Origin of the sequence: Cryobacterium glucosi (genome assembly GCF_004402235.1) — a bacterium.
Lineage (GTDB): Bacteria > Actinomycetota > Actinomycetes > Actinomycetales > Microbacteriaceae > Cryobacterium > Cryobacterium glucosi.
This window is the reverse complement of sequence record NZ_SOFS01000007.1, coordinates 90135-114223: the sequence shown is the minus strand read 5'-3', so window position 1 is coordinate 114223 and position 24089 is coordinate 90135. Positions and strand designations below refer to the sequence as shown.

At 67.0% G+C, this 24089-nt stretch carries 26 protein-coding genes; 9 read left to right on the top strand and 17 right to left on the bottom strand.

Features of this window, described 5'->3' with window-relative positions:
- Positions 1-41: 41 nt before the first annotated feature.
- Positions 42-1334 carry an ABC transporter substrate-binding protein gene (locus tag E3O46_RS02000; RefSeq protein ID WP_198413676.1) on the bottom strand — a complete coding sequence of 431 codons (1293 nt, stop codon included), beginning with the start codon at positions 1332-1334 and terminating at the stop codon, positions 42-44.
- 270 nt (positions 1335-1604) lie between these two features.
- Here E3O46_RS02000 and E3O46_RS01995 point away from each other — a divergent pair, with 270 nt between their 5' ends.
- Positions 1605-2474, top strand: a complete 870-nt coding sequence (locus tag E3O46_RS01995) for a DeoR/GlpR family DNA-binding transcription regulator (RefSeq protein WP_134560993.1) — start codon at positions 1605-1607, stop codon at positions 2472-2474.
- 62 nt (positions 2475-2536) lie between these two features.
- Here the strand turns inward: E3O46_RS01995 and E3O46_RS01990 are convergent, their stop codons facing one another.
- Positions 2537-3400: a Sir2 family NAD-dependent protein deacetylase gene (locus E3O46_RS01990; RefSeq protein WP_134558148.1), complete on the bottom strand. Its 864-nt coding sequence runs from the start codon at positions 3398-3400 to the stop codon at positions 2537-2539.
- A gap of 52 nt (positions 3401-3452) precedes the next feature.
- The gene (locus E3O46_RS01985; RefSeq protein ID WP_134560992.1) at positions 3453-4154 is read right to left on the bottom strand and encodes an SOS response-associated peptidase; all 702 of its coding nucleotides are present in this window, start codon (positions 4152-4154) and stop codon (positions 3453-3455) included.
- 87 nt (positions 4155-4241) lie between these two features.
- On the opposite strand from E3O46_RS01985, the gene E3O46_RS01980 reads away from it, so the two are divergent.
- The gene (locus E3O46_RS01980) at positions 4242-4835 is read left to right on the top strand and encodes a sulfite oxidase-like oxidoreductase (protein WP_134560991.1); all 594 of its coding nucleotides are present in this window, start codon (positions 4242-4244) and stop codon (positions 4833-4835) included.
- A complete protein-coding gene (locus E3O46_RS01975) occupies positions 4832-5623 on the top strand; it encodes a ferredoxin reductase (protein ID WP_241987317.1) in 792 nt (263 codons plus the stop codon). Before E3O46_RS01980 ends, E3O46_RS01975 begins: the two co-directional genes overlap by 4 nt.
- A 112-nt stretch (positions 5624-5735) precedes the next feature.
- Here the strand turns inward: E3O46_RS01975 and E3O46_RS01970 are convergent, their stop codons facing one another.
- The 8 genes from E3O46_RS01970 to E3O46_RS01935 form a co-directional block, all read right to left on the bottom strand.
- Positions 5736-6578: a fructose-bisphosphatase class II family protein gene (locus E3O46_RS01970; protein ID WP_241987316.1), complete on the bottom strand. Its 843-nt coding sequence runs from the start codon at positions 6576-6578 to the stop codon at positions 5736-5738.
- A gap of 132 nt (positions 6579-6710) precedes the next feature.
- Positions 6711-7598, bottom strand: coding sequence for an NAD-dependent epimerase/dehydratase family protein (locus tag E3O46_RS01965; RefSeq protein WP_134448448.1), 888 nt, complete (start codon positions 7596-7598; stop codon positions 6711-6713).
- A gap of 64 nt (positions 7599-7662) precedes the next feature.
- A complete protein-coding gene (locus tag E3O46_RS01960) occupies positions 7663-8490 on the bottom strand; it encodes an ABC transporter permease subunit (protein ID WP_134448450.1) in 828 nt (275 codons plus the stop codon).
- The gene (locus E3O46_RS01955; protein WP_134558145.1) at positions 8487-9545 is read right to left on the bottom strand and encodes an ABC transporter ATP-binding protein; all 1059 of its coding nucleotides are present in this window, start codon (positions 9543-9545) and stop codon (positions 8487-8489) included. Before E3O46_RS01955 ends, E3O46_RS01960 begins: the two co-directional genes overlap by 4 nt.
- Positions 9542-10264: a TetR/AcrR family transcriptional regulator gene (locus E3O46_RS01950; RefSeq protein ID WP_134448454.1), complete on the bottom strand. Its 723-nt coding sequence runs from the start codon at positions 10262-10264 to the stop codon at positions 9542-9544. The genes E3O46_RS01955 and E3O46_RS01950 overlap by 4 nt, the downstream gene beginning before the upstream one ends.
- Before the next feature lie 126 nt (positions 10265-10390).
- On the bottom strand, positions 10391-11128 hold the full coding sequence (locus E3O46_RS01945; protein WP_134448456.1) for a fumarylacetoacetate hydrolase family protein: 738 nt from the start codon (positions 11126-11128) through the stop codon (positions 10391-10393).
- A gap of 41 nt (positions 11129-11169) precedes the next feature.
- Positions 11170-12498 carry an MFS transporter gene (locus E3O46_RS01940; protein ID WP_241987315.1) on the bottom strand — a complete coding sequence of 443 codons (1329 nt, stop codon included), beginning with the start codon at positions 12496-12498 and terminating at the stop codon, positions 11170-11172.
- Positions 12499-12727: 229 nt separating this feature from the next.
- Positions 12728-13519, bottom strand: coding sequence for an IclR family transcriptional regulator (locus tag E3O46_RS01935; protein WP_134448460.1), 792 nt, complete (start codon positions 13517-13519; stop codon positions 12728-12730).
- A gap of 130 nt (positions 13520-13649) precedes the next feature.
- Between E3O46_RS01935 and E3O46_RS01930 the strand changes: the two genes are divergently transcribed.
- Positions 13650-14567, top strand: coding sequence for an NAD(P)-dependent oxidoreductase (locus E3O46_RS01930; protein ID WP_134448462.1), 918 nt, complete (start codon positions 13650-13652; stop codon positions 14565-14567).
- 24 nt (positions 14568-14591) lie between these two features.
- Here E3O46_RS01930 and E3O46_RS01925 read toward each other — a convergent pair whose 3' ends face one another.
- The 4 genes from E3O46_RS01925 to E3O46_RS01910 all read right to left on the bottom strand — a co-directional run bounded on the left by E3O46_RS01925 (position 14592) and on the right by E3O46_RS01910 (position 18109).
- Positions 14592-15122: a gluconokinase gene (locus E3O46_RS01925; RefSeq protein ID WP_134448464.1), complete on the bottom strand. Its 531-nt coding sequence runs from the start codon at positions 15120-15122 to the stop codon at positions 14592-14594.
- Between the two features lie 6 nt (positions 15123-15128).
- On the bottom strand, positions 15129-16184 hold the full coding sequence (locus tag E3O46_RS01920) for an L-idonate 5-dehydrogenase (protein ID WP_134448466.1): 1056 nt from the start codon (positions 16182-16184) through the stop codon (positions 15129-15131).
- A 79-nt stretch (positions 16185-16263) separates the two neighbouring features.
- Positions 16264-17031 (bottom strand): SDR family NAD(P)-dependent oxidoreductase, encoded by a 768-nt coding sequence (locus tag E3O46_RS01915; RefSeq protein WP_134448468.1) that lies wholly within the window; start codon positions 17029-17031, stop codon positions 16264-16266.
- A 19-nt stretch (positions 17032-17050) separates the two neighbouring features.
- Entirely contained in the window at positions 17051-18109 is a 1059-nt protein-coding gene (locus tag E3O46_RS01910) for a D-2-hydroxyacid dehydrogenase (RefSeq protein ID WP_134448470.1), read from the bottom strand.
- A gap of 101 nt (positions 18110-18210) precedes the next feature.
- Between E3O46_RS01910 and E3O46_RS01905 the strand changes: the two genes are divergently transcribed.
- Both E3O46_RS01905 and E3O46_RS01900 read left to right on the top strand, forming a co-directional pair.
- Entirely contained in the window at positions 18211-19149 is a 939-nt protein-coding gene (locus E3O46_RS01905; RefSeq protein WP_134560989.1) for an NAD(P)-dependent oxidoreductase, read from the top strand.
- 114 nt (positions 19150-19263) lie between these two features.
- On the top strand, positions 19264-20163 hold the full coding sequence (locus tag E3O46_RS01900) for a D-hexose-6-phosphate mutarotase (RefSeq protein WP_134560988.1): 900 nt from the start codon (positions 19264-19266) through the stop codon (positions 20161-20163).
- 62 nt (positions 20164-20225) lie between these two features.
- Here E3O46_RS01900 and E3O46_RS01895 read toward each other — a convergent pair whose 3' ends face one another.
- Complete coding sequence (locus tag E3O46_RS01895; protein WP_322136854.1) at positions 20226-21686, bottom strand: nitronate monooxygenase; 1461 nt, start codon at positions 21684-21686, stop codon at positions 20226-20228.
- Between the two features lie 291 nt (positions 21687-21977).
- Here E3O46_RS01895 and E3O46_RS01890 point away from each other — a divergent pair, with 291 nt between their 5' ends.
- Positions 21978-22244, top strand: coding sequence for a GlsB/YeaQ/YmgE family stress response membrane protein (locus E3O46_RS01890; RefSeq protein ID WP_134448476.1), 267 nt, complete (start codon positions 21978-21980; stop codon positions 22242-22244).
- 72 nt (positions 22245-22316) lie between these two features.
- Here E3O46_RS01890 and E3O46_RS01885 read toward each other — a convergent pair whose 3' ends face one another.
- Positions 22317-22850 carry a DinB family protein gene (locus tag E3O46_RS01885; RefSeq protein WP_134558137.1) on the bottom strand — a complete coding sequence of 178 codons (534 nt, stop codon included), beginning with the start codon at positions 22848-22850 and terminating at the stop codon, positions 22317-22319.
- 84 nt (positions 22851-22934) lie between these two features.
- On the opposite strand from E3O46_RS01885, the gene E3O46_RS01880 reads away from it, so the two are divergent.
- Both E3O46_RS01880 and E3O46_RS01875 read left to right on the top strand, forming a co-directional pair.
- Positions 22935-23345 (top strand): DUF4383 domain-containing protein, encoded by a 411-nt coding sequence (locus E3O46_RS01880; protein ID WP_134448480.1) that lies wholly within the window; start codon positions 22935-22937, stop codon positions 23343-23345.
- A gap of 71 nt (positions 23346-23416) precedes the next feature.
- Complete coding sequence (locus tag E3O46_RS01875; RefSeq protein WP_134448482.1) at positions 23417-24085, top strand: hypothetical protein; 669 nt, start codon at positions 23417-23419, stop codon at positions 24083-24085.
- Positions 24086-24089 lie beyond the last annotated feature (4 nt).

The following is a 24089-nucleotide window of genomic DNA, read 5'->3' as shown; positions in this document are numbered from 1 at the left end:
GTCCTGACGCGGCCACGCGAGGCTGAGTTGTCTCCGACTGGCTAGAACTTCGCGGCCCAGGCCCCCTGGGCTTTGGTCAGCATGTCGTCGACAGACTGGGTCCCGGTCAGCGCGCCCTGGAACTGCTCGTCAAAGTCACGCATCAGCTGTTCCGCGACCGGGAGACCGACGAACTCGTTGACGGGTGTGCCGCTCTTGTAGATGTCGAATGCCGTCTTGAAGAGCGGGTCGGTTCCGGTGAAGTCCGGAGTGGAGCTGGTGTTCCCGGGGAAGGCGTGGGCGAGAGTGGACAGGGTGGAGTTGGTCTTCTCACTCATCAGGAACTGCACGAGCTTCCAGGCCTCCGCCTTGTGCTTTCCGGTGTCGGAGACACCGATGCCCCACGACGCGTATGGGATGCCGCGCTTGCCGGTGAAACCGTCCGCCGCGGGAATGGCGGAAATGCTGAACTTGAGGTTCGGGTTCTTTTCCCGGATGCTCGTGACGTGCGACAGGGAGTCGATCATCATGCCGACCCGGCCGTTGGTGAATTCCTCCACCTTGTCCTGTTCCGTCATGGTGAGGGAACCGGGGGCGATGACGCCCTTGTCCCAGAGGTCCTTCACGTAATTGGTCGCGCTCTTCACCGCGGCGTTCGTGAGGTCCGGGGCTCCGTTCTTGAGCATGCTGCCACCGGATGCCCACGCCCAGGACATGACGTCATTCTGGATTCCGTTCGGCGCCTGGAGGGAAAGCGGGAGGACCCAACCCTTGGCGTCCCCGGTCTTGGTGACAGCTTCGGCCGCCGCGGTGAACTCGGTGCGGTTGGTGGGCGGTGCCGTGACGCCGGCCTTGGCCAACAGATCGTCGTTGGTGAACATGGGATAGACGAAGTTGAGCACCGGGATCATGAAGGTCGAGTCCTTGATCTTGACCTGGCTGGCCAGCTGGCTCTCGTCGTACCCGGCGTCCTTCATCAGCTGGGAGAGGTCGGCGAGCGCGCCCTGCTTGGCGAAGTCGCTCACCCAGGCCCCGTCAAGTCCCACAACGTCGGACATAACTCCCGAGGCCGCGCCGGCAACCGTCTGGTCCTTGGTTGCCGCGTACGGCGCGCTGAGCAGCTTGACCGTAATGTTCGGGTTCTCCGTCTGAAATTCGTCCATCAGGGTGCGCAGTGCACCAGCGGGCAGTTCCGGCTCCCACCACTGGGAAAACTCCAGCGTGACCTTCTCGTTCGGATCCGCAGTCGCGGTGACCGAACTACTGGTGCTGCACCCGGTGATGAGGGTGACGGCCATTCCTGCGACGACAAGAGGGACGACAGCCCTCCGGACCATAGCGCCTTTGCTATTCATGGTTCTCCATTCCAAGTTTTGCTGTGTTCTGCTGTTGTATGCGCTTTTCTGCGCCTTGTTGCATGATAGTAGCGGAGTGAATTGCCGATCGTCAAGCATACAAAAGCACCAATTTGTACGCGCCAACACCCTGATTTCGGCGGATTCACCGGTCGAGCCGACCAAGTGGGAGTCACTCATTCATGCAGGGTCATGCGTGAAACTCCGGAATTGGCCCGATGAAATCGACAAAGCACGGAACGAAAATGCAAGAAAATGCTAATATCAGGCATGTCCCCTTCCCCGGCCCCGCGTTCGAACCGGCCCGATCAGGCCGCCCGCCTGCCCGCGGGACGCAAGGCCGATCTCGCCCTGTACGTGTCAGAAGCAGGTCAGGTCACGGTCGGGGCTCTCGCGGAGCACTTCGGAGTCTCGGCCGACACCATCCGAAGGGACCTCGACCAGCTCGATGCCGACGGGGTACTGGTCAGGACCCACGGCGGAGCGGTCAGCCAATCGGTCATGGAAACGACGGAGAAGAAACTTGACCTCCGGTTGCGGTTGCAGACATCCGCGAAGGACAAGATCGGCGCCCTGGCGGCCGGACTCGTGCAGGACGGCTCCGTCATCATGATCAACGCCGGCACGACGACGCTGGCAGCGGTGCGCCACCTGGACAAGCACCGCAACCTGACGGTGGCCACCAACAACCTCCGTATTCCGATCGAGATGCCACCGGATGTCTGTCGTGACCTCTATGTCTTCGGCGGCGCCGTGCGCCTCAGCGGCCAGTCGACCATCGGACCCGTCGGGTTTCAGTTCGCGGGCAGCGGGAATGACCTCGATGTGCGCTGCGACCTGGCCCTGATTTCGGTGGGGGCCGTCTCCGCCGATGGCGGATACTCGACGAGCAACCTCGCCGAGGCGGTCATGATGAGCGAGATGGTCGCCCGGGCTTCGCGCGTCGCGATCCTCGCGGACTCAACGAAATTCGGGCGTCAGCTTTTCGCCCAGGTCGCCGAGCTGGGCCGGGCTGACTACTTCATCACCGACCAGGCCCCGCCGCTCGACCTGGCCAAGGCCTTCCGGAAGAGCAATGTGGAAGTGCTGACTCCGCCGCCCGGCTCACCGGACAAACCCGACCTGCGACAGGCCCCCTGAGGCTCGTCTCTCGTTCGGCGGACAGACCCGTCAGGCCCGGCAGGCCGTAGCGTGCCCGCCGGCTAGCCGAGCAGGGCGCGGAGCCCGACGAGCGCGGTGAGCTGGTGCTCATAGATCGGCGCGCTCCCCGCGGACACGTCATCGCCGCGGCCGACGTGGAACGGGTTGATGCGCACGATCGGGATGTCGTACCGGGAGTGCAGGTCCCAGGTCAGGTTGCGCAGGTTCATCACGGTGAGGCCGACCCCGATCTCGAGGATGACCGTGCTGCCGGGGTCCTCCGCTGCGAGGGGGCGCTGGTAGTCGAGGAAGTCGTCCTCCTGGAGTTCGTTCGCGGCGTTGTTGAACCAGTAGTCGTCGAAGAAGAGCACGTTCGGCCGGGCAAGGCTCCCGCAGGTGGGACAGAAGGTGGTGGCAAGCGTCGGGTCGACGGTCGGGAAGACGCCGTGCGCCTCCGGTTCGGCCAGGCACTGGGAGCGATCGTAGGCGCCGTGGATCTCGAGGAGCTTCTCGGCAGGGAAGCCGTGGTCGGTGAAGGCGGTATCGACGTTGGAGGTGAGCACGAAGGAGTCCTTCGCGGCGGCATCCAGCCAGTCCTGGAGCACGAAGTACGGGTCGGCGGGCCGGGAAGGTTTCTCCGATTCGCGCATCTCCCGCCAGGTCTCGCGGAAGAACGCGGCCTGCTGGTCGGGTTCCTCGAGCCAGAGCGGCGCGCAGGAATGCTCGAGGTTGGTGTGGCCGTAGTGCGAGACGGTGTCACCGTATGCCGCGTTGTCCCCGGTCCAGTAGACGGGCGTCCCGATGTCGGCGCTCATCCCGGCGCCGGCGATCACGATGACCCGCTGCGCCCGCGCGAGCAGTGCGCGACTCGGGGCGAGCGGGGTGTGCAGAACGGATGCTGCAGGTTGGGCGGACGGGACGGGCACGGAGTATCTCCAGCTGCGGCCCTATTCGACGGCCGCCCTTCCATTGTGCGCCTCAGGACAGCGGCCGGATGAGTGCCGGGTCCTGCCGTTCGGCGTCGGGCACCCGCACGCTGTTCACCCGCCGGGACACGGGGTAGCTCTCGATGTGGGCCGCAACGGCGCTGGACGTTCGGTCGAGCAGGTCGAGCAGGTGATTCGGGTCGGTGAGCTTCCCCGGTCTGAGCCACTCGTCCCACACCTTCCGTTCGAGGAATGCGGGCATCCGGTCGTGGATCTCGCCCGAAGCGTCGCGGGCCTCCCTCGTGATGATCGTCATACTGTGGGACCAGGAGTCGTCACTCTCCTTGCGCGCCGCGTAGAGTCCGGCCGCTGCGAGGAGCCCGTCGCCGTGGATGAAGTGCGGCTGCTTGCCGTCTGGGAGGTCCTCCCACTCGTAGTAGCCCGTCATCGGGACGATGCACCGGCGGGAATCGAAGGCCGTGCGGAACATCCCGTTGGTGGCAACGGTCTCGAGGCGCGCATTGATCGGCGCGGGTCGTTTGCCGCCGGTCGACCAGGCCGGCGTGAGCCCCCAGGTCGCCGCGTCAACCTCGCGGGTGATCGTTCCGTCGTGTTCCCACTCGCGCACCACGGGAACCCGATCGGTCGGCGCGATGTTGTACGACGGCCGCCAGTCCCGAAAGTCGCCGCCGGTCGCGACGAACTCCTGGATCAGATCGTCGGTGTCCTTGTCCATCGCGAAGCGTCCGCACATGTGCTCAGGGTATTCCGGCAGGTGCGTCCTGACAATCGCGCCGCTAGGCTGTGCGAATCCGGCAATCGCATCTCTGGAGGAGTCGCCATGGGTCTCTTTTCGCCCGGTTTCATGGGCCGTCGCCGCGAACCCGTCCCCGGGCTGCCGCCGGGACAGCACCTCGTCACGGACTTCCCGGTACTCTCGATCGGACCCACCCCGCGGGTGTCCACCGAGGAGTGGCGCTTCAGCATCACGAGCGAGTCCGGGCTGATGACCACCTGGACCTGGGACGAGTTCCAGGCGCTGCCGCAGGAAGACGTGACCGTCGACATCCACTGTGTGACGAGCTGGTCGAAGTTCGGCACCGGCTGGCGCGGCGTCTCCCTCGACACGCTGCTCGAGGGCGTCGACACCGGGGCCGGGTTCGCGATGGCCCGCAGTTACGGCGGGTACACGACCAATGTGCCGCTCGACGAGCTGCGCGGCGGCAAGGCCTGGGTGGCGCACCAGTTCGACGGCGCCCCGCTGGCTCCGGAGCACGGCGGCCCTGCCCGGCTGCTCGTGCCCTCGCTGTACTTCTGGAAGAGCGCGAAGTGGGTGCGGAGCATTGAGCTGTCGACCCGCAACGATCCCGGTTTCTGGGAGCAGAACGGGTACCACATGCACGGCGACCCCTGGCGTGAAGAACGGTACTGGTGAGCGACGTCCCGGCGAGCGCCGCCCGTTCCACGTGGAACGCATCGGACTGGCACGACGCCCTGGTCGTCGAGGCCTACGCCGAAACCCCGACGGCCCGCACGATCCGGATGCGGCTGCCCGCCTCAGCCGCCCTGCCCCAGCTGCCCGAGCTCGTCGCGGGCCAGCACATCGACGTTCGCCTGACCGCACCGGACGGCTACACCGCCGTGCGCTCGTACTCGCTCGCCTCGGCCGCACCGGGTGGGGTTCTCGAGACAACCGTTGAGGAACTCGACGATGGCGAGGTCTCGCCGTATCTCGTGCGCGGCCTCGATGTCGGCGACCGGCTCGAGATCCGCGGACCGATCGGCGGCTGGTTCGTCTGGCGGGAGGAGGAACCCGCGCCGGTGCAGCTCATCGCCGGCGGCTCCGGCGTCGTTCCGCTGATGGCCATGATCCGCGCCCATGAGGCGGCCGCGCACCCGGCTCCGTTCCGCCTGCTCTACTCGGTGCGCTCACCGGAGATGGCGTACTACCGCGCCGAACTCGAGGAGCTCGCCCGGGTCTCCCCGCGCTTCGACCTCGACTGGGTGTACACCCGGCGTGCCCCGAGCGGATGGCCCCACGCACCCGGCCGCCTTGACGTCACCGGCCTCGCGGCGAGCGTTCAGACCCTCGGCACCAGCGCGCTCACGTTCGTGTGCGGCGCGACCCCCTTTGTCGAGTTCGTGGCGGACGCCCTCGTGCGGGCTGGCCGGGATCCCGCCCGAATCCGGACCGAGCGGTACGGCGGCGCGGACGGCGCCTGACGTTTCCGCGCCCCCGCGCCCCTGCGCACGCGCTCAGTCGGAGATTTTCGCGACACGCCGCATCCGCCGACCGGCCCAGCGGCGTTTCGCGAGAATCTCCGACTGAGCCGGCTCAGCCGACGGCGCTCGAGACGAACAGCACAGCCTCGCTCGCGACGAGGTCGTCGAGCTCGAGCACCCGGTCGAGGTCGTGCCCGGCCGCGAGCGCCGCGGCGTGCTGCTCGGGCGTCTGGGGCGCGAGGCGCCCCTGCATGAATCCGCCGAGTGCCCGCACGGCGCAGGCCGCGATGATGCCCTCGGGTGTCCCACCGATGCCGACGACGACGTCGACGTCGGTCCCTGAGGTCGCGGCCGCGACGGCGGCGACGATATCGCCCTCTCCGACGAGCCTGAGCGCGGCGCCGGTCGCGAGGATCTCGGCGATGAGCACCGCGTGGCGGGGCTTGTCGAGCACGACGACGACGAGGTCGCTCACGGCGACCCCGGTGACGGCGGCGAGCCTGGCGAGGTTCTCGGCGATCGGGCGGCGGATGTCGACGACCCCGTGGCCGGCCGCGCCGCAGATGAGCTTGTCCATGTAGAAGACGTCGACGGGATCGAACATCGTGCCGCGGGGGGCGAGCGCGATCACGCAGATCGAGCCGGGGAGACCGGAGGCCGCGAGGCGGGTGCCGTCGAGCGGGTCGACGGCGACGTCGCAGAGCGGGGCGCCGCCCTGGCCGAGCGCCTCGCCGTTGGCCAGCATCGGGGCCGCATCCTTTTCGCCCTCGCCGATGACGACGGTGCCCTGGAACGGAGCATCGGCGAGCACGTCCCGCATGGCCGTGACGGCCGCGTCGTCGATGGCGATCTTGTCGCCCCGGCCGAGCCAGGGCAGGCAGGCCGCCGCGGCGGCATCCGTCGCCTCACGCACGCGGGCGACGAGGGCGGCGGGATAGGAGTGCGCGCCGAGCACGACGGCGCCGGAACCGGAGCCACGGGGGATGCCCGTCGGCTCGATTTCCGGCTCGGCGGAGGGACGGACGGGGACGGGTGTACCGGAGACTGGAATGGCGTCAGCCTAACTCTTCCGTGTTACGAACGCGGGTCACGAGCTCGCCAGCGCCCTACCGTCGGCGTCGAGGTAGTCCCGCCAGGACCGCTTCGGCGCCCAGCCGAGCAGGCGCTGCGCCTTCGCGCTCGAGATGCCCGAGGCATCCGGACGGGAGAGGGGCCGCAGCGGGATCGTGTCGCCATAGTGCTCGTGCAGGATCGCGGCGAAGTCGCGCCCGCCTGCAGTGTCCGGCGCGGCGATGTAGAACACCTCATGGCCGGGCAGCTCCGATTCGGCGGCGAGCACGATGGCGTCCGCGAGGTCGTATGCATCGGTGTAGCTCCACAGGTTGCCGCTGGCCAACGCGGCGTCGCGCACGAGCGGCCCGAGGTTCTGCTCGTAGTTGTCCTCGTTCTGCACCCAGCTCGGCCGCAGGGAGATGCACCGGATGTCCGAACGTGCGACGGCGGCATCCATCAGCTGCTCCCCGAAGAGTTTGGTGAGCGCGTACGGGTCCTGCGGGTGCGCCGGGTGGTCCTCGTCGACGGGCGCATACTCAGGCAGGAAGCCGCGCTCGGCGAACAGGAATCCCGGCACCGTCTCGCTCGAGATGTTCACGAAGCGCGGCACGCCGAAGCGGACGGCGGCCTCGAGAACGTTGAAGGTCGCCATCAGGTTGGTGCGGAACACGACGTGGGCGGGATTCGCGGTCGGGTCCGGGATCGCGGCGGTGTGCACGACAGCGTCGGCTCCGCGGATCACGGCGAAGGCCTCACCGGCATCCGTCAGGTCGGCCATCTGGTAGCGCGCCGCGCCCTCCACCGCCCGCTCGAAGACCGGGCGGGCGAGGTCGACCCCCGTCACGTCGTGGCCGGCTGCGAGCAGCGCCTGGACGGCGGCCCGACCGACTTTTCCGTTGGCACCGGTGACGACGACCTTCATGAGCGCTCCCTTGCTGAACGTGGTGAAAGCCTCACGCTACCGCGCCGGGGCCTGCCGGCTCCGCTCAGACGCCAATGTCGCGCTGGCGCAGCACGAGTGCCGTCACCGCCGCGACGAGCAGGGAACCGCCGTAGAACGCGAGGAGCGCAAGCGGCGGGGCCCCGTTCGTCATCGGGTAGTTTCCGAACGCCCAGTAATAGGGCGAGAGTCCGTGCAACCACTCGAGGTCGGCGCTCTGGTTGCCGAGGGCGTTGAAGACGTAGCCGACGACCGCGACGAACGCTCCGGCGCCGATGCCCCACACCTTGCGGCCCGTGAGCGCGCCGCCGAGCATCGCCACACTGCCGCAGAGCAGCACGAGGCCCGCGAAAAGCAGGCAGGTCTGGGCCAGGTACCCGACGTCGATGCCGAGCTGGCTCGGGCCGTTGAGGAGCGCGATGAGCACGAACATCAGGGCGGTGATCAACAGGACCTTCAGCACGAGCGCCGCGAACCGCTCCACGACCACCTGCACCCGGGTGACGCCGTGGGCGAGGGTCAGCTCGAGCTGGCCGGATTCCTCGTCGCCGCCGAGCATGGCCGCGCCCCAGCCGATCGAGGCGATGCTCATCAGCAGGAACCCGATCAGGCCGAAGACCGTCGCCTGGGTGTAGCCGGCCCCGGTGCTGATCTGGTCGTAATTGAGGGTACGGATCAGGGCCCGCGGCAGCGAGTCGATGAGCTTCTGCATCTCGGACGTGCCGATCATGCTCGGGTAGAGCGGCAGGTAGAGGAAGATCGCCGCCGCGATGCCGATTCCCCAGCCGAGCAGGGCTCGCCGGCCGTCTGCGAATGCCTTGCCGAAGATCGGCAGGGGCGCACGGCGGACATCCGTCTCCGTGGACGCGGTCATTTCGGTTCCTTCCTTTCCGCTCGGGACCCGCGGGCGGTTCGGGTCGCCCGGGAGGCCCTGTGCGACTCTGCGGAATCCTCCGGCGCGGTGTAGAGCGCGAGCACGGATTCCTCGAGGTCGGGTTCCTCGAGAACGAGATCCGTGAGGTCGAGCGTGGAGACGGCCTGGATGAAGGGCTGGATCGCACCCTCGAGGGTTGCGGTCGCCTCGGTGGCTGCGGCCCCAGCGGGGCTGGTGACGGCCATGCAGACGAGCCCGGCCATGCCGTCGAGCCGGCCCAGCCGCTCGGAGAGGTCGGCGGGGCGGATGCCGGTGGCCGTCATCCGCAAGTGACGCACGGCCGTTTGGCGCAGTGCCTCGACACTCGCGACGGTGATGATGCGCCCGTCCCGGAGGATCGCGACCTCGTCGGCGGCCTGCTGGATCTCGCTGATCACATGCGAGGACAGGAATACGGTCTGGCCGGCGTCGCGGGCCTCCTTGACGAGCAGCAGGAACTCCTGCTGCATCAGGGGGTCGAGCCCGCTCGTCGGTTCGTCGAGCACGAGGAGTTCCGGCTCGTGCATGAACGCCTGCACGATGCCGAGCTTCTGCTTGTTGCCGCGGGAGAGCTTGCGCACCGGCTGTGCGAGGTCGAGATGGAACCGTTCGGCGAGTTCTTCGATGTGCCCGGTGCGGACGGGACCGGAGATGTCGGCGTAGTGCTGCAGGAGCTTTCGTCCGGTGATGCGGCCCTCGAGGATGAGTTCTCCGGGCAGGAAGCCGATCCGCCGGCGCAACTCGGGGCCGGCGTTGCGCGAGTCGGTGCCGAGAACGGTCGCGTGCCCGGAGCTCGGCCGGATGATGTCGAGCAGGGCGCGCATGGTCGTGGTCTTGCCCGCTCCGTTGGGGCCGATCACGCCGAAGACGCTGCCGCGGGGAACCGTGAAGGTCACACCATGGAGGGCCTGGGTGCTGCCGAAGCGCTTGGTGATCTCGACGGCCTGGATCGCGGCATCCGTGGGCGGGGACGACGCCCCGGGATGTGGCCAGCTCGCTGTTTCGACGTGACTCATCGGGTGTCCTCTCGACTGGGGTATTCCTGGGCCGGCATGGGCTCTGCCGGGGGTGCCGCAGCGGGCTCCGGCGTTGCCGCGAGCGCCTTCCGGGTGACGTTCAGCACGGTCTCGTCGGTGTAGAGCCCGTGGGTGTACAGCTCGACCGACGGCAGCGCGAGCCGCCGCATCGTCTCCTGGCCGAGACCCAGGCCCTCGAAGCCGAGCGACCGGGCGAGGTGTGCGCTCATCGTCATCATCGCCAGGCTCGTCGTCGCGATCAGGACCGCCACCGCGCGCGGGTCGGAGGAGGGGTTCATGGTTCCGTCCGCGATTCCGGCCCGGATGATCGCCTCGGTCTCGTCGACGATCGTGTCCACGAAGGTCCGGCCGGCCGCCGTCTCCTCCGCGATCGCCCGCGACAGGTAGGCGACGTCGACCTCGTATTCCGCGGGGTTCGCGAGGTATCCCTGGATCACGGCCTGGAGTCCCGCCGGGCTCGCCTTGTCGCGGGCCGCGGCCAGCATGGTGCCGATCACGAATTCATCGCACTCCCCGCGGAGGCGCTCCTTGCTGCCGAAGTGATGCACGACGAGGCTCGCGCTCACGCCGGCGGTGGCGGCGATCGCCCGCAGGCTCGATTTGCGGAAGCCGTCCTGAGCGAAATGAACGATCGCGGCATCCCGGATCAAGGCGCGCGCCGTGAGGTCCTCCGGTGGAGAGGGACGAGCTGTACGCATGTTCAACATGCTAAACACTTGTTCAGTGCGGGTCAAGGCCCTCGGTGCGTGACATGCCGGAGCCCGGGTGCTCGCCCTGCAGCCTGCAGGGCGAGCATCCGGGCTCCGGGACTTCCCGGTTGACGATCAGCCGACGGTGCTGCTGAGCGTTCCGATCCCCTCGAGAGTGATGTCGACGCGATCACCGGGATGAACGGCGACAAAGGTGTTCGGAGCACCGGTCATGATCACATCCCCGGGTTCCAGGGTGAGCCAGCGCGTCACGTATGCGAGTGTCGCGGCAACACTCGACGGGAGGTTGAACGACCCGGACCGGGCGCGCACCTCACCGTTGATCGCGACCTCTGTGCTCACGTTCTCGGGGTCGGCCACCTCGGTCTCGATCCAGGGGCCGAGCGGTGTGTAGTTGACTCCACTTTTGCTCTGGAAGTTCTTTTCGTCGACGGGCACCTGATCGACGTTCGTCACGTCGTTCGCGACCGTGAATCCGAGAACGTAGTCGAAGGCGTTTTCTACAGTGAGCGCGGTAGCCGATCGCCCGATGACGACGGCAAGTTCTCCTTCGACGTTGACCGTTCCCACGCCACGCTGAGCCAGGATCTCGTCGCCAGGCCCCGCGACGGTGTGTGCCGATTTCTGCCAGGCCTGAATGGGCAGGACGTGGTTGTTGTTGGTGAGGTTATGAGCAATTCCGACGACGAGGCCGGGTTGCACCGGGGCAAGGAGCACGGCACCGTCCATGGGTGTCGAGTCCCCGGTGAAGATGATTTCCCGGGCGAAAGGATCGATGATGAAGTCCCAACGATCGTCCACGGCCACCGCAGAGCGGGGCCCTTCTGGAGTTTCGAGTCGTGCTATCCGCATGCTGTGCTTTCTGATTTGGTCGAATGAGGAGAGAAGCTGCGTCAGCTGCCGACACGTGCGAGGAATTCCTTGTGCGACACCATGTGTTCGGGACGTGTCTCAACCTGAACCGCGCTGTCGAACAGTGCGTCGTTGAGAAGCGTCAGGTCACGGCCGCGGGTCTCGGGTGTCACGAAAGTCGTTGCGAACGTGATCGCGGCGAGGATGAAGACATAGATGGCCAGCGGCCACCAGGCCCCACCGCTGGCGCCGATGAGGAAAGCACCGAGGACCGGCGCGATCCCGCCGGCAAGGATGGCACTGAATTCCCGTGACGTCGCAACACCGAGATACCGGTGTTGGTTGCCGAACATTTCAGGAAGGAGCGCGCACTGCGCGCCGAGCATGGTGTTGACTCCGAGGCCGATTGCAACGGCGATCACGATGATGACGATTACAGGGTTTCCGAGCGACAGCAGCCACCAGCCGGGGAAGGCAAGCACCAGAAGGACCGCCGCGCCGAACCGGTAGACGGGGACCCGTCCGAAGCGATCAGAGAGGTGACCGGCGAACGGAACCGTCACCATCCCGACCAACGATCCAACCGCGACGGCGAGCGGGCCGATCCACGTGCCGACTCCAACGGTTGTGACCACGAAACTCACGGCGAGAGTGCTGAAGATATAGGAGCCCCCGTTCTCCGCCATCCGCAGGCCGATTCCACGCAGAACCGAGGGGAATGAGCCGCGGAAAACCTCGCGGAGGGGACTCTCGGCAACCTGATCCTGCTTTTCGAGAGTGATGAATGTCGGGCTTTCCCGCAGGCGCATCCGGATGAAGACGGCGACACCGATGAGCAGGATGGAGGCGAGGAAGGGAATGCGCCACACTCCCGCGAGCAGGACCTCCGTGGGGAGGGTGCCGAGGTCGACGAACACTCCCGCGGCAAGCAAGGTTCCTGCCTGAATCCCAATGAAGGGGAGGGCCGCGAAGAAGCCGCGTCGGCGAACGGGTGCGTATTCGGCCATAAGGACCGTCGCGCCCGCCTGTTCGGCGCCAGCACCGAAGCCTTGCAAGAGCCGGAGCAAGACCAGGAGAGCCGGGGCCCACAGGCCGGCCTGCTCATAGGTCGGCAAGACGCCGACGAGAGTGGATGCGCCACCCATGATGGCGATCGTCGTGAGTAGAACCCATTTACGACCGAGCTTGTCGCCGATCGTGCCGAAGAAAAGCCCCCCGAGTGGACGTGCGGCGAAGGCCACCCCAAAGGTGGCGAAGCTCGCGACCAGGGCAACGGCAGGTGTGAGGTTGGAGAAGAATACCTTGCTGAAGATCAGGGCCGACGCGAGCCCGTACAGGGCGAAGTCGTAATATTCCAGCGCACTGCCCACGCTTGATGCCAAAGTGGCCCGACGAAGATTCGCCGCGTAATCCGGATCCGAAGCCCCACTGGAACCGCCCGGTTGATTCTCACTGCTCACGATGTCTCACCCTCCATTGGATGACCCCTGAGTCGAATGAATTACTCGGAATTCACCCAAGTCGAGGCGTCGATGCGGGCGTCTGTGCCCGTAGGAATGATGCTACACCCGGCTGAACAGAGTTCGGCATTCTGAACGATTATTTTTCGACAGGAACAATCGTCGGCCGCGTCAGCTCCGCTGCCGCCATCCGAAGAGCCGCCAGGACGCGCGCCCGCTCCTCCGGTGAATCATTCGGGTGCACCAGCGACGCACCGATTCCGAACGATGGTTCTCCGCTTCGCGTCGAAGGGACGAGGACTGCCAAACCGACCACGCTCAAGTGGATCTCACCCTCATCGATGGCATATCCGCGCTCACGCGTCATCTTCAACTTCCGCTGCAACGTCTCCAGGTCCTTCGTTGAACGATCAGTGAAAGTCACGAGTCGATTGGGGTCCGCGTACAGCGCTTCAACCTCGTCCGGTGGTAGTTCCGCGAGGAGTACCGTACCCACCGCGGTCGCTGACGACGGGTAGCGATCTCCGACGCCCGCAGACAACGGGAACCGCTCCCTCCCTTCGTACGCCGCCAGATAGAGGACCCTGGCTCCGTCCAACATTGCAATCTGCACAAGTTGTGTGGTGAGCACCTCCGACTCCTCGCAGATCCGGTAGAACTCCCGAATCTGGTCGAACCCCGCGAGGTAAGCGCTTCCGAGCTCGACCGCGCGTCTGCCCAGTAGATATCCTCCACCGCTTCGCCGGATGAGCCCGCCCTCTTCGAGCGACGCACACAGATTGGACGTCGACGACTTGGCTATACCCAACTCTCGCGCGATATCGCTCAAGGAACGGGCGCGGCCGGGCGAGAGCGCGAGCAGATCGAGGATCCTGACCGCCTTCAAGACTGCCGGCGCCTGAGCACCCTTTTCAACCTCGATGACGCTCATTCCGCTTCCTCCTTGGCGCCGCGCTGCGCCGCATGGCGGCAGCCGAAACACACCCCGATGGTACCAGTCGCCCACTTTCACGGGGCGATCACCATCCACAGTGGTGAATGCGGTTCTGTATGCTGTTCAAATGTCAACGTTGCCCCCCGCCGAATCAGGTCCTGTATCCGTGGGAATGATCGGGCTGGGAAACATGGGGTTGCCCATGGCCCTGAACCTGCTCCGCGCCAGCGGACCGGACAGGCACATCCGCAAAGTCACGGTCACGGGGCGATCACGAGAACGTTCTGCGGCGCTACTGGCAGCCGGAGCGGCATGGGCAGGCACGCCGCGCGAACTCGCGGAGCAGTCGGACGTCCTCATCCTCATGGTTCCCGATTTGCCTCAGGTGGAGGAAGTTCTTTTCGGGCCAGACGGCGTCGCCGAAGCGTCCACGGAGCTTGTCGTGGTCGTCTCGGCCACGGTCTCAGCTGCCGGACTGCGCACGGTCGACGCTCGACTCCGTCACGGTACGCACGGGCGAATGGTTCTTGTCGACGCCCCCGTCAGCGGCGGCACCGAAGGCGCGGAAGCAGGAACACTCTCGATCATGGTCGGCGGCGACGTCGAACCCGTCGCACGCGTCCTGCCGGTCCTCAGCGCCTGTGGGTCCCCATTGAGACTGGGGCCACTTGGAGCCGGCGCCGTGGCCAAAGCCTGCAACCAGCTCATCGTCGCTGCGACAATGAGCGCGATCGCCGAAGCGAGCGTGATCGCCGAACGCTCAGGCCTTGACCTTGGCGCCCTGTTGGACCTTCTCCAGGGCGGCTATGCGGGCAGCCGCGTTCTGGAGACGAAGGGTCGACGGCTCGTCGAGCGCGACTACACGCCAACAGGGGCGGCCAAATTCATGGTCAAGGACCTGAGTTTCGCGGCAGCCGCTGCTGCAGATACCCGCACGGTGGCCCCGACCCTGGCCGCCGTGCGGGAATCCTTCCTACGGTTGACCGAAGCGGGCCTCGGAGACCAGGATCTCGCCGTCATCCACCGATACGTCGGCAGTCTTTGATTTCATTGGTCGAGGCTTCGGCAGCTACTGAGACACCGCCGGAACCCGCAGGGACGTGACCGCAGCGGCAACAATTTCGCTGACCCCTGCGGCGATGTCGACGACGGTTCCCTCCTCGGTGTCGCAGAGCGGCTCAAGAGTACGGAGTTGGGACTCCAAAAGCTCAGGCGGCATGAAATGTCCTCCGCGGTCGCGGAGGCGCGCCGCCAGTAATTCAGGAGTACCAGAAAGGTGCACGAAGTACGTTCCAGGCGCCTCGGCACGAATCGCGTCCCGATAGCTCCGTTTGAGCGCGGAGCATGCAATGACGAGCCCCTGGCCATCGGCTCGCGCGGCGGAAAGGGCGCCGCCGACGAGCGAGAGCCACGGCATCCGGTCCGCGTCGTCGAGGGGACGGCCTGCGGCCATTTTGGCGATATTGGCCGCGGGGTGGAGCACGTCGCTGTCGATGAACGACTCGCCGATGGCCCGCGAAAGCTGTTCACCGACTGTCGACTTGCCCGCACCGCACACTCCCATCACGACGACAAGCGGATGTTGGACGGAGTTGATCATGGCGTTCTAGTCCCGTTCTTCGAAGCTGAGTAAGACCTTGCCGGATGCAGCGGGGTCGCGGGCGATTTCGAAGGCCGCAGCGGCCTCACCAACGGGGAAGACCTGGGTCACGATTCCGCCGACGTCGAGGGAGCCGTCGGCGAGAGCGGCCACGACCTCGTCGATCTCGTCATTGAACCGGAACGATCCGACGAGTTCCAGCTCGCGGACGATCGCCAGCGAGATCAGGGCCGGCTGCTCGCCAGACGGCAGCAGTCCGACCATCACGATGCGTCCTCCACGGGTGGCACCGCGCACCGCCGATTCGAGTCCCCGGTAGTTGCCGGACGACTCGATCACGATATCGGCGTCGACGCGCGCAATCGCGTCCGCATCGGTGGCGAGGAGCGTTTGGGTCGCACCGAGCAGGCGCGCCCTCGACAGGGGCGGCTCGACCGTGTCGACCGCGATGATCTCCGCTGCGCCATGGTGCCGCAGCACGGCGATCACGAGCGACCCGATCGGACCGCACCCGACAACGAGAGCTCGTCTGCCGCGCACCTCGCCTGCTCGCCCAACGGCGTGCCACGCAACGGCGGCCGGTTCAACGAGAGCGGCGTCGCGAAGCGACAGCCCCTTCGGGAGTTTCCGCAGCATCCGGCTGGGCAGCGCGACCCGCCTGGCAAATGCACCCGACCGGTGCGGGAACCGGGCAGCACTGCCGAGATAGGTCCCGCCCGGTGCAAGATTCGGCCGCTCGATCGGATAGCGACTGCCATCACCCGGCCCCGGCGTCAGGGGGTGTACCGCGACACGGGTCCCGGCAACGGGTCCGGATCCGTCCGCGGCCGACGTGACGACCGTTCCGACGATTTCATGCCCGAGCAGAAGCGGCTCTCGGAGAATGGATTCTCCGGCCGCCCCATCGAGCCAGTAGTGCAGGTCTGATCCGCAAATGCCACCGAAGGCGACCTCAACGACCGCCTCATCAGCCTCAGGCCGCGGCTCTCCGATGACCTCGACCCGAAGGTCTCCCTTGGCGTGGGCGACAACGCCGAGAACGCCGGTGTGAATATTCGACATGTTGGACTCCTCTGTCCTATGAATGTGGTTCCGTTCGCTGAATCCGCTGTGTGCAGGCCAGGTTCCTGACCGGGTCTCGTCACACCACGGCGGTCATTCCGCCGTCGACGAAGATCGTCTGCCCGTTGACGAAGTCCGACGCGGGCGACACGAGGTAGATCAGGGTGCCGACCAGGTCTGCGACATCGCCCCAGCGTCCGGCAGGTGTTCGCGTGCGCACCCAGGAGCTGAAGGCCTCGTCCGCGACCAGAGCCTTCGTGAGCTCTGTCGCGAAATACCCGGGCGCGAGGGCGTTCACTTGGATGCCGCTGACCGCAAGGTCAGCACACATGCCCTTCGTCAGCATCGAGATTCCGCCCTTGGTCGCAGCGTATGGCGCAATGCCTGCTCGCCCGAGCTGGCTTTGCACCGATCCGATATTCACGATCTTGCCGCTGCCGCGGGTCACCATCCCTCGAGCGGCCTGCTGGCCGACCAGGAATGCACCGGTGAGGTTGGTCGCGACGATGTCGTTCCAGTCAGTGAAGGTGAACTCGGTGAACGGGGCCCTGCGCTGAATTCCGGCGTTGTTGACCAGGATGTCCAGCACACCCCACTCATTCTCGATCGCCGCGATTCCATCGGCGACGGCGGCCGGGTCGGTGATGTCGAAGGTGGATGCGATCGTTTCCACCCGGCCGGATTTCTCCAGCCCGGAGCGGGCCGCGTCAACCTGATCGCGGTTGCGTCCGTGGACGACAACCCGCACTCCCGCGTCCGCGAGGCCGCCCGCGAGCGCAAGTCCGATTCCTCGGCTCGATCCCGTGACGAGTGCCGTCTTCCCCGAGACGTCAAATAGCGTGTTCATCAGTTCTCTCCTGTGTCTTTCAGTAGAACTCGACGGTATCGACCCGGTTTATCAGGGGTTGTCCGTCGAGGAAGCGAGTGGCATTGCGGGTGAAGAGCTCGGCGATCAGCCGGTCCTCTGCAGCGTTGAGAGCGGCGGTGTGCGGGCTGACCAGGACGTTCGGCAGGTCCCAGAATGGGCTGTCGGTGGCGAGGGGTTCTTCGGCGAACACGTCGAGGGCCGCGAACCCGACCCGGCCGTTCCGCAGCGCACGCAACAGTTCGTCCTGGTCGATGACGGTCCCACGTCCCACGTTCACGACGGTCGCGCCCGGCTTGACCCGGGAAAAGAACTCGCTGCCGAAGAGTCCGTTGGTCGCAGCGGTCCCGGGCAGGGTCGCGACGACAGCATCCAGCTCGTGCGCCACGGAGGGGATTTCTTCGGGCTGGATGAAGCGGGAGACTCCCGGGATGTCCTGCGAGCCGCGGGTCGTGCCGATCACGCGTGCGCCGAGTGCGGCAAGACGGGAAGCGACTCCGGCACCGATGCCACCGAGACCGGCGACAAGGACCGTCTGCTCACTCACAAGCCCCATGGTCCAGCGGCCACTCCAGGTGTGGTCGTGCTGCTGGGCAAGGAGGCGCGGCAATGACTTGGCGCCGGCGAGCACCCCGAAGAGTGCGAATTCGGCGAGGGGACCGCCATGCACGCCGGCGGAAGTCGTGAAGGCAACCCGTTCCAGCTGAGCCGCGCTGAGCTCTGCGGCGGCAACCTGTCCGCCGCCGCCCGCCGCCATGGTTTGCACCCAGCGCAAGCGCGGGTTGACTCCGACGGTCTTCTTCAGTGCCGCGGAATCGACGTCCGGGATGCCATAGAGCACATCCGCGCTATCGACGAGGGCCGTGAAACGCTCCTGCTGCGCAGCGGTGCGGTGGAAGGAAGGGTCGCCGTTGAAATCGCCGGGATGGCGCTGCGGGGGCAACAGCTCCTGATCGCGGATGAGCTGCAGGCGGGGTTCACCCGTTTCGATGCGGTGGCATAGTTCCTCGGACAGTGGAGCCGCGACAACGACTCGAAGGCGAGTATCTGATTCGATCACTGTATTTACCCTTTTCTGCGCCGAATAGGGGTCGGTGTGCGGCGCTCCTGAATGTCAAGCTGCATCCATCCTACTGAACAGAGTTCGCTAGAGTGAACGGCATGTCAAACCAACGTAGTTTTCCTGTTGCAAATTCGCTTACTGTCGGAGTCATTGGATTGGGAGTGATGGGCCGCCCGATGGCTGCAAGCCTCCTGCGCAGCCCTGCAGCCTCCTGGAACGTTGTCATCAGCGACCGAGGACGCGAACGCTATTCCGAACTCTTGGATTCGGGAGCCTCCTGGGCGGAATCCCCGCGGCGGCTCGCTGAACAGGCCGACATCATCGTCGACATGCTCCCGGACCTTCCGCAACTTGAACAGGTTCTGAACGGCCCCGACGGTATCGTTTCGGGTATCACGACCCCCACTTTGTTGGTGATTTCCTCCACGTCCTCCGCGTCCGGCATCCGTGAGCTCGCGGACAGGCTCGCAACTGAGACCAACGGTCTCCTCCACGTCGTCGATGCCCCTGTGAGCGGCGGCGAAGACGGTGCGGTCGCGGGGACACTCTCGATTATGGTCGGCGGCAGCGCTGACGATGTCGACCTCGCACTGCCCGTGTTACGGGCCATCGGCACCCCGGCGCACCTCGGTCCGCTCGGTGCCGGCGCAATCGCCAAGTTCTGCAATCAACTCATCGTGGCGGCGAATATTCTGGCGCTCGGCGAGGCTGCGGTCCTGGCGGAACGGAGCGGCCTCGACCTCGGCGCCCTCTTCGACCTTCTCGAAAACGGGTACGCGGGCAGCCGGGTCCTGGACAGCCGGAAGCGGCGTATCGTCGACGCGGACTATCGCCCGTCCGGAGTCGCCAGGTACATGATCAAGGACCTCCGCTACGCACTCGAAGAAGCCGATCGAACCGGCACCGATGCCGCTCAGCTGCGTCTGCTGCTCGACACCTTCACCGATCTCACCGCACACGGTTTCGGCGACCAGGACATTGCGGTCACGCGGGCCTATGTCGAGTCGAAGAACCCGCCACCGGTCGCAGTCGCCTAACCGCACCCTGATGGTCCGATGTCTGCCGCACAGCGGGCAGGCACCGGCTGAGAGTCGCGCCCGCTCATCAACAGTCCCACTGTGGGAAAATCAGGTGAACCCTGGAGGTTTCCCATGTCAACCATTCCCACAGCACTTCCCGTCCTGCCGGCGTCCGTCCACCTCGCCCCCGGCGTCGGCGGGCTCCCCATCGTCCGTGTCACCGGCCGCGCCGGGTCGGCCGAGGTGTACCTGCACGGTGCGCACGTCGCCTCCTGGGTTCCAGCCGGCGGAGCCCCCGTGCTCTGGATGAGCGCGGCGAGCCGCTTCACCCCGGGCACCGCCATCCGCGGCGGAATCCCGATCTGCTTCCCCTGGTTCGGTCCGAACGCAGCGGACGCGACGGCGCCGGCCCACGGGTTCGCCCGCGTGACCGAGTGGCAGCTGTCCGGCGCCGCCGAGGTCGCTGACGATGTGGTGCTGACCTTCCACCTGACGGACTCGCCCGCGACACGCGCGTCGGCGTGGCCGCATCCGTTCGAAGCCCGCTACACCGTGACCGTCGGTGCGACGCTCCGCCTCGAGCTGACCGTGACCAACCGGGACACGGTGGCCGTGACCGTCGAGGAGGCGCTGCACAGCTACTTCGCGATCGACGACATCCACCGGACGACGGTCGCCGGGCTCGAGGGCACCCCGTTCCTCGACAAGGTCGCGGGCGGCACGCTCGAGCCAGGGGCCGACGGCCCCGTCGGCTTCGTGGCGGAGACCGACCGGATCTACCCCGGCACCACGGCCACCACGGTCATCAAGGACGGGACGCGCAGCATCGCCGTCGCGAAGACCGGCTCCGAGAGCACCGTCGTCTGGAACCCATGGATCGACAAGGCCGCGGCAATGGCGGACTTCGGCTCCCAGGAATGGACCGGCATGGTCTGCGTCGAGACCTGCAACGTGGGCGCAGCCGCGATCACCCTCGCCCCCGGCACGAGCCACACGATGACAGCGGAGTTCACCGTCACTGAAGCCGCTTGAGAGTCACCTTTCCGGTCGAGAGTGACCGCTGTAACGGGCACTCTCGACCGGAAAGGTAGTGGTCAGGAGGCGGTCGGGGAGACCGGGGCGTCGCGGAGCAGCCAGCCGATGGCGTCCGCGGCGCTCCACCCTTCCGGATGTGCAGCGAGGAGCACGGCGGCCCCGTCGATGTCGTTGCCGAGCGTCAGCAGCGGCGCCTCGACGTAGCCGGTCTTGCGGGTCTGGCCGAGGCCGACGGTCGCGGTGAGCGCGTTGCAGAGGCAGGCGCGGCCGGCAGCATCCTCGGCGGTGCCTCCCTTGCGCACGTACATGTGCACGGGTTCGCTCGGGCAGCGGAACCCGACCGTGCCGTCCTTCTTCGCATAGGGCTCGCGCAGGTAGCTGAGGTCGCAGAGACGCACCCGGTCGGCGTAGACCGCCGGTTCGGACAACGTGCCCGGCAGCTGGGCCACCTTGAACGGGAATCCCGTCGGCGAGGCGGCGGCGTCGGTGCGGATCGAGAGCTCCGTCGCGTCGAGGCGGCCGAGCACCTGGTCGCGCAGTTCGGGGGCGAGGCCGGACTCCTGGCTGAGCGCGAACAGGGTGCCGACCTGCACGCCCTGTGCTCCCGCGGCGAGCGCGACGGCGAGGCGTTCCGGCTGCCCGTAGCCGCCGGCGAGCCAGAACGGCAGGCCGAGTTCGGCGATCTTGACGATGTTCGCGTCGTCGCGCGGGCCGTAAATCGGCTGGTCGTCGTCGTCAAGGGTGAGCCGGCCGCGCGGGGGCGCGTTGTGCCCGCCTGCCGTCGGGCCCTCGATGATGAACCCGTCCGGGCGGATGTCCGCATCGCGCGCGAGGTAGAACGCGAGCACGTGCGCCGAGACGATGGCGAGGAAGAACGGGCGGAGTAGCGGCGGGAAGGTCTCCGGCGTCAGCCCGAGGACGTCGACGGGATCCACGCTCACGGTGTGGACGGCATCCGCTTCGGCCCCGTGCACGTCGATGTCGATCGTGCCGACCCGGCCGGCGGCGAGCTCATCGAGGAGGTGCGGGATCTGGCGCGGGATGCCGGCGCCCATCAGGACGTAGTCGACCCCGGCGAGCATGGCGCCGAGTGCGGCCGGCGGGGTCGCCATCTGTACCTTCTCCATGTAGTTGATCCCGACGATCCCGGTGTGGCCCTCCTTGGCCAGCCAGACCTCGGTGAAGTTGCCGAGCACGCTGAGCTCCTGCTGCTCGCGGGTGGGCTTCAGGGACAGTTTGGGTACGGGAAGGTACGGCTCGCCCTCCGCGCGGCCCTCGGCCTGGAAGTAGCGCTCGAGAACGGGCCCGACCAGTGCGGGAACCGGGAACGCGGCGAGCGCCCGGCGGATGTGTCCGCCGGCGTCGCCGTCCTGAAGCCTGCGTGTGAGGACGGAGTCGAGGGCGACGCCGGAGACGACGCCGAGCTGGCCGGTGCGGGCCACCGCATTGGCGAGCCGCCAGGACGAGACGGCCATGCCCATGCCGCCCTGGATGACCACGGGCAGTGTTCTGTCGGACAAGAGGGCCTCCGTCGATCTGCGCCGGGGCGTCCGCCGCGAGAACGGGGGTGCCACTGCAGTCGCTGAGACCGGGGGTGATCAGTTGCAGGGCGCAGGGCAATCGTAACTCACGGCATATTCCCGAATCGGGTTGCATTCGGGCCGCGACCCCGTGACCGGGATACCGGATCGTGGCAGACTCGATGAGTAAGACGGAGATGGAGGCTGGCCTGCACCCGCGCCAGAGTCTGCGGGCAGGCATGTGATGACACACCATGTGAGACAACGCTTGTAAGCGAAAGGACGCTTGACATGAGTTTCATCGGATTTCTACTTCTCGGCCTGATCGCCGGCGCGATCGCCAAGGCCATCCTGCCCGGCACCCAGGGCGGCGGCTGGTTCGTGACCCTGCTCCTCGGAGTGGTGGGCGCGATCCTCGGCGGCTGGCTCGGGTCCCTCCTCTTCGGCGTCGGCATCGGCGATTTCTTCCAGCTGTCCAGCTGGTTGCTCGCCATTGCAGGGTCGATCATCGTGCTGCTGATCTATGGCGCCGTCGTCAACCGGAGGCACACCGCGTAGCGGCGGCCGCACACGCCCGGTGCATCACCACCGTCACCTGCGCTGCCCGCCTCAGAAACGGCAGCCGCGACTCTAGCGGTGCTCTGACACCGCGGTGACGTCGTGCAGGTGATGCACCGGGTCATGCACGAAGTACTGTCCCATCGTCGTCACAGTGAACCGGGCGCCGTCGCTGCGCCTGCCGACCCGACCGAGTTCGGCGGCGGGGACCGCGGTAAACGCAACGGCCGCGGATGCCGCGGCCTCGGCCAGTTCGACGGCGACCCGTTCCGGGGCCTGCTCGCCGTACCGTTCCGCCACGGCCGTCGCGTCCTGGTCCCAGTTCGGGAACAGGGGGTCGTCCTCCGAGCGCATCAGCGCGAGCCGGACGGTGAAAATACGGAACACATCGCGAACATGGGCGGCGTACTCCAGGGCGGACCAGGTGTGCTCGCTCGGCCGCACCGCGACATCCGCTCGCTCGAGCACGGGCAGCCAGGCCGCGGCGTTCTCGCGGATCAACCGTGGGATGTCCTCGAAGACGACATCCGCGGCGACGAAACCGCACTCGGGGCAGGGGCGCTCGAGCACCCAGGTCCAGTCCTTGGTGTCCGGGGGAATATTCATGCCGCGAGCCTACCAATCCGCTGTGAGGTTCATTCCGAACTACTGGCAACCGCACCCCCGCGGTCTCTACCAGGAGGAAATCTCATGCGCACTTCACCGAACCGCCTCGTCGCCACCGTCTTCGGAGCCGTCTACCTGCTCGTCGGCCTGCTCGGCTTCGCCGTCACGGGCGGGGTCAGCTTCATCGCCACCCAGGGCGGGCTCCTGCTCGGCCTCTTCGCCGTCAACCCGCTGCACAACGTCGCCCACCTGCTGATCGGCGCCGCACTGCTCATCGCCGGCCTCTCGGGCGTCACCGCGGCCAAGTCCGTCAACACCACGATCGGCGCGGTCTACCTGCTCCTCGGCATCGTCGGGTTCTTCATCGCTGGCTCGGAGCTCAACATCCTCGCCCTCAACACGCCAGACCACTTCCTGCACCTCGCCAGTGCGATCGTGCTGCTCGGTGCGGGCCTCGCCGCCGACAAGGTCGTCCGCCACTCCGCGGTCGCCTGAACCGCCGGCCGCTCCACACCCGCATTCGCCACGCAGCACGCCGCACCACGCATCCACGAACAGGAGCTTCGATGACCCCGATCAGCCGCCTCTGGCTCTCCTCTGCCGCCATCGGCGCGGGAACGATCCACCTCGCCGTGGGTGCGAGCGCCCCGGTGCTCCTCATGATCACCCTGGTCGGGCTCGGCGCTGCCGAGCTCGGCTGGGGCGCCGTAACGCTGGTCCGGGGGCGGGCACTCGCCCCCGGGGCAGCGCTCTTCGGAGCCCTGATCCCTGTCTTTGTCTGGGGCGCCGTCGCAACCCTCGGCAGCGGCCTCGGCGTGCCGGCGACCGCGACCGGCCTCCCGCTCCAGCCGATGGCCACCGCAACCCTCTTCGACCTCTTCCTGGCCGGCTCCCTTGCACTCGCCCTGCGCCGCACCCGCCGCGCCGCCAGCACCGGCACCACCACCACCACCGAGCGCGTTCCGAATTCAGGAGTTCAGGCCGAATCCGGCCCGAATCGCCCCGAGCCAACCCGAATCAGGCACCACGTCCTGGATTCGGCACACACCCCAGCGGGTGAGACGGCCGGCGGGTGGCGCTTCCTCGCGGCTCTCACGCTCGCCGCCCTCGTCGTCTCCGGGCTCACCACACCGGCGCTGGCCGCGACGGATGCCGGCGCGCACGCCGTCCCGCACGGCTCGCACGGTCTTCCCTCGGCCCCGACCCCCGAGACCCCGGCCGGCCACCACCACTAGCCGC

What these genes read in the sequence shown, in the direction of transcription:
- E3O46_RS02000 (WP_198413676.1), bottom strand. Translation starts at nt 1,334, where the DNA reads ATGAATAGCAAAGGCGCTATGGTCCGGAGGGCTGTCGTCCCTCTTGTC.
- E3O46_RS01995 (WP_134560993.1), top strand. Translation starts at nt 1,605, where the DNA reads ATGTCCCCTTCCCCGGCCCCGCGTTCGAACCGGCCCGATCAGGCCGCC.
- E3O46_RS01985 (WP_134560992.1), bottom strand. Translation starts at nt 4,154, where the DNA reads ATGTGCGGACGCTTCGCGATGGACAAGGACACCGACGATCTGATCCAG.
- E3O46_RS01980 (WP_134560991.1), top strand. Translation starts at nt 4,242, where the DNA reads ATGGGTCTCTTTTCGCCCGGTTTCATGGGCCGTCGCCGCGAACCCGTC.
- E3O46_RS01965 (WP_134448448.1), bottom strand. Translation starts at nt 7,598, where the DNA reads ATGAAGGTCGTCGTCACCGGTGCCAACGGAAAAGTCGGTCGGGCCGCC.
- E3O46_RS01960 (WP_134448450.1), bottom strand. Translation starts at nt 8,490, where the DNA reads ATGACCGCGTCCACGGAGACGGATGTCCGCCGTGCGCCCCTGCCGATC.
- E3O46_RS01955 (WP_134558145.1), bottom strand. Translation starts at nt 9,545, where the DNA reads ATGAGTCACGTCGAAACAGCGAGCTGGCCACATCCCGGGGCGTCGTCC.
- E3O46_RS01950 (WP_134448454.1), bottom strand. Translation starts at nt 10,264, where the DNA reads ATGCGTACAGCTCGTCCCTCTCCACCGGAGGACCTCACGGCGCGCGCC.
- E3O46_RS01945 (WP_134448456.1), bottom strand. Translation starts at nt 11,128, where the DNA reads ATGCGGATAGCACGACTCGAAACTCCAGAAGGGCCCCGCTCTGCGGTG.
- E3O46_RS01935 (WP_134448460.1), bottom strand. Translation starts at nt 13,519, where the DNA reads ATGAGCGTCATCGAGGTTGAAAAGGGTGCTCAGGCGCCGGCAGTCTTG.
- E3O46_RS01930 (WP_134448462.1), top strand. Translation starts at nt 13,650, where the DNA reads ATGTCAACGTTGCCCCCCGCCGAATCAGGTCCTGTATCCGTGGGAATG.
- E3O46_RS01925 (WP_134448464.1), bottom strand. Translation starts at nt 15,122, where the DNA reads ATGATCAACTCCGTCCAACATCCGCTTGTCGTCGTGATGGGAGTGTGC.
- E3O46_RS01920 (WP_134448466.1), bottom strand. Translation starts at nt 16,184, where the DNA reads ATGTCGAATATTCACACCGGCGTTCTCGGCGTTGTCGCCCACGCCAAG.
- E3O46_RS01915 (WP_134448468.1), bottom strand. Translation starts at nt 17,031, where the DNA reads ATGAACACGCTATTTGACGTCTCGGGGAAGACGGCACTCGTCACGGGA.
- E3O46_RS01905 (WP_134560989.1), top strand. Translation starts at nt 18,211, where the DNA reads ATGTCAAACCAACGTAGTTTTCCTGTTGCAAATTCGCTTACTGTCGGA.
- E3O46_RS01900 (WP_134560988.1), top strand. Translation starts at nt 19,264, where the DNA reads ATGTCAACCATTCCCACAGCACTTCCCGTCCTGCCGGCGTCCGTCCAC.
- E3O46_RS01890 (WP_134448476.1), top strand. Translation starts at nt 21,978, where the DNA reads ATGAGTTTCATCGGATTTCTACTTCTCGGCCTGATCGCCGGCGCGATC.
- E3O46_RS01885 (WP_134558137.1), bottom strand. Translation starts at nt 22,850, where the DNA reads ATGAATATTCCCCCGGACACCAAGGACTGGACCTGGGTGCTCGAGCGC.
- E3O46_RS01880 (WP_134448480.1), top strand. Translation starts at nt 22,935, where the DNA reads ATGCGCACTTCACCGAACCGCCTCGTCGCCACCGTCTTCGGAGCCGTC.
- E3O46_RS01875 (WP_134448482.1), top strand. Translation starts at nt 23,417, where the DNA reads ATGACCCCGATCAGCCGCCTCTGGCTCTCCTCTGCCGCCATCGGCGCG.